This is a genomic window from Lutibacter sp. B1 (assembly GCF_012524075.1).
Taxonomy (GTDB): domain Bacteria; phylum Bacteroidota; class Bacteroidia; order Flavobacteriales; family Flavobacteriaceae; genus Lutibacter.
In genome coordinates this window covers 1-2,342 of sequence record NZ_JAAZUI010000065.1, presented here as the reverse complement: position 1 = coordinate 2,342, position 2,342 = coordinate 1, and the positions used below count along the sequence as shown (strand labels likewise).

2 protein-coding genes are annotated in these 2,342 nt (G+C 32.4%); both read left to right on the top strand.

All coding sequences use genetic code 11. The features are described 5' to 3' along the window. Positions 1-178: 178 nt before the first annotated feature. Positions 179-1,219, top strand: a complete 1,041-nt coding sequence (locus tag HGB55_RS14710) for a zinc-dependent alcohol dehydrogenase family protein (protein WP_168817791.1) — start codon at positions 179-181, stop codon at positions 1,217-1,219. Between the two features lie 174 nt (positions 1,220-1,393). Next, the gene (locus HGB55_RS14705) at positions 1,394-2,083 is read left to right on the top strand and encodes a GIY-YIG nuclease family protein (protein WP_168817788.1); all 690 of its coding nucleotides are present in this window, start codon (positions 1,394-1,396) and stop codon (positions 2,081-2,083) included. Positions 2,084-2,342: the final 259 nt, after the last annotated feature.

The window sequence follows — 2,342 nt, the reverse complement described above, 5'->3', positions numbered from 1 at the left end:
ATGACAATTGGAGACATTTTATGGTGGCGGCTGACAGACTCCGTATTTAAAAAATTGTATATTTACAGATGTACAAAATACTAAACACAACAACCCATATACGCCATTAAAACGGCGCATATAGAAATCGTTAACAGAAATATTAAACTTAAGTATATTAATTTCAAAATCAAATTTTATGAAAGCATTAGTTTATCATGGCGATCACAATATCGCTTTAGAAGAAAAAGCAAAACCTTCTATTATTAAGCCATCCGATGTAATTGTACGAGTTACGAAGACCACCATTTGTGGTACGGACCTCGGAATTTATAAGGGTAAAAACCTTTATATGCAAGACGGAATTACTCTTGGACACGAAGGTGTCGGAATTATAGAGGAAGTAGGAAGCAGCGTAAGTCAATTCAAAGTGGGAGATAAAGTTATCATTTCCTGTATATCTTCTTGTGGATCATGCGAATACTGTAAAAAACAACTCTACTCGCATTGTAAAGATGGCGGATGGATTTTAGGACACATGATAGATGGTGTACAGGCTGAATATGTAAGAATTCCACATGCAGACAATAGCCTTTACAAAATACCTGATACTATCAATGATGAAGTAGCGGTAATGATAAGCGACATTTTACCAACAGGACACGAAATAGGCGTTCAGTACGGAAATGTAAAACCAGGTGACGCTATCGCAATTGTTGGTGCAGGACCTGTGGGAATGTCTGCTCTTTTAACAGCTCAGTTTTATTCTCCTGCGATCATTATTATGATTGATTTGGATGATAATAGATTAGAAATGGCTAAGGAATTAGGAGCTACCCATGTTATTAATTCGGATAGTCAAAACGTTTTAGAAGAACTGAAGAAAATTGTAGGAGAAGATGGTGTTGATGTGGCTATTGAAGCGGTAGGTATTCCACCCACTTGGAATATATGCCAAAAAATAGTAAAACCAGGAGGAAACATTGCTAATGTGGGAGTCCATGGAGCAAAAGTAGATTTTGAAATTCAAGAACTTTGGATAAAAAACCTTACGATAACCACTGGGCTTGTCAATACAAACACCACCCCAATGCTTATCAAAGCAGTTGCAACCAATAAGTTACCTGTAAAAAAATTGATTACGCATCATTATAAACTTTTCGAAATTGAAAAGGCTTATGATGTGTTTTTGAATGCTTCTAGAGAAAAAGCAATGAAGATAATTATAGATGTAGAATAATACTTCTGCTAACAAAGTGTATAGTTAATGGCGGTTTAATGCTGTAATTCAGGGTTTTAGCATTTAGTAACCCAAGTGTTAAACCGAAAGTTAAGTGCTTCAAAATCCGCCACTAACCATACACAAACACGTTGTGGTTAATTAAACCCACTATTACCTGAACGAAAAATCTATATGATAAAAATATACGTTTTAAGATTAGAAAATGACAAATATTATGTTGGACAAACAATAAACGTTGAAGAAAGATTTAAAAATCATTTAAAAGGAAAATTGAGTTCTGAATGGACAAAACTCAATAGACCAATTGAAATTATTGAGGTAATTGAAACAAGATTTAAAGACACTTCAGAAGCAATGTTTTTAGAAAACTCAATAACAATTGAATTTATGAAAAAATTTGGTTGGAAAAATGTTCGAGGTGGTGATTTTTGTACGCTTAATCTTGAGAAATTAAGATTTTTACTTTGTAATAATTCCGACCTTGGAGATGAACTTTTACCAATTCAGAATCCGAAAAGATTTAATCTGAATTATCACGGAGTATTTATTTTTATACTTAAATTAAAAATGGACAAATATTTTGTAGGAATTGCAAGAAATTTAAAGCTTGGAATTATCAAAGAGTTTAATAAAAAAGGCTATAAATGGTGTGAAATGTATGAGCCAACTGAATTAATTTCAGTAAAGAATATTTCAAAACACGAAAAAGAAGAATATCGAGATTTAGTAAATAATGAAGTTATATCTTTTATGAAAGAGACTAATTGGTGGAAAGTTAGAGGCGGAGACTATTTTGAACCTAATGAAATTAAGCATAGGAATAAAGTTTTACATAATACTGACATCAAAATTGAATTATAAAATAACTAACCACAACAACGTGTATAATTAATTGCTTGGTTCTATCCTACTTACGAAAATCCTCTCGGATTTTCTATCTGTGATTTTTTTACTAACTTTATCGCTTAACCACGCAACTAACCATACACAAACCCGTTGTACGCAAGCAAAGAAGAATACAAACAATCAATGAAAAATATAGAAATAGAATATGATTTTAGATTAGACAGTATGTGTGGAGACCCTGATACTGACAGTCTAAAATTATATGAGTTTCATA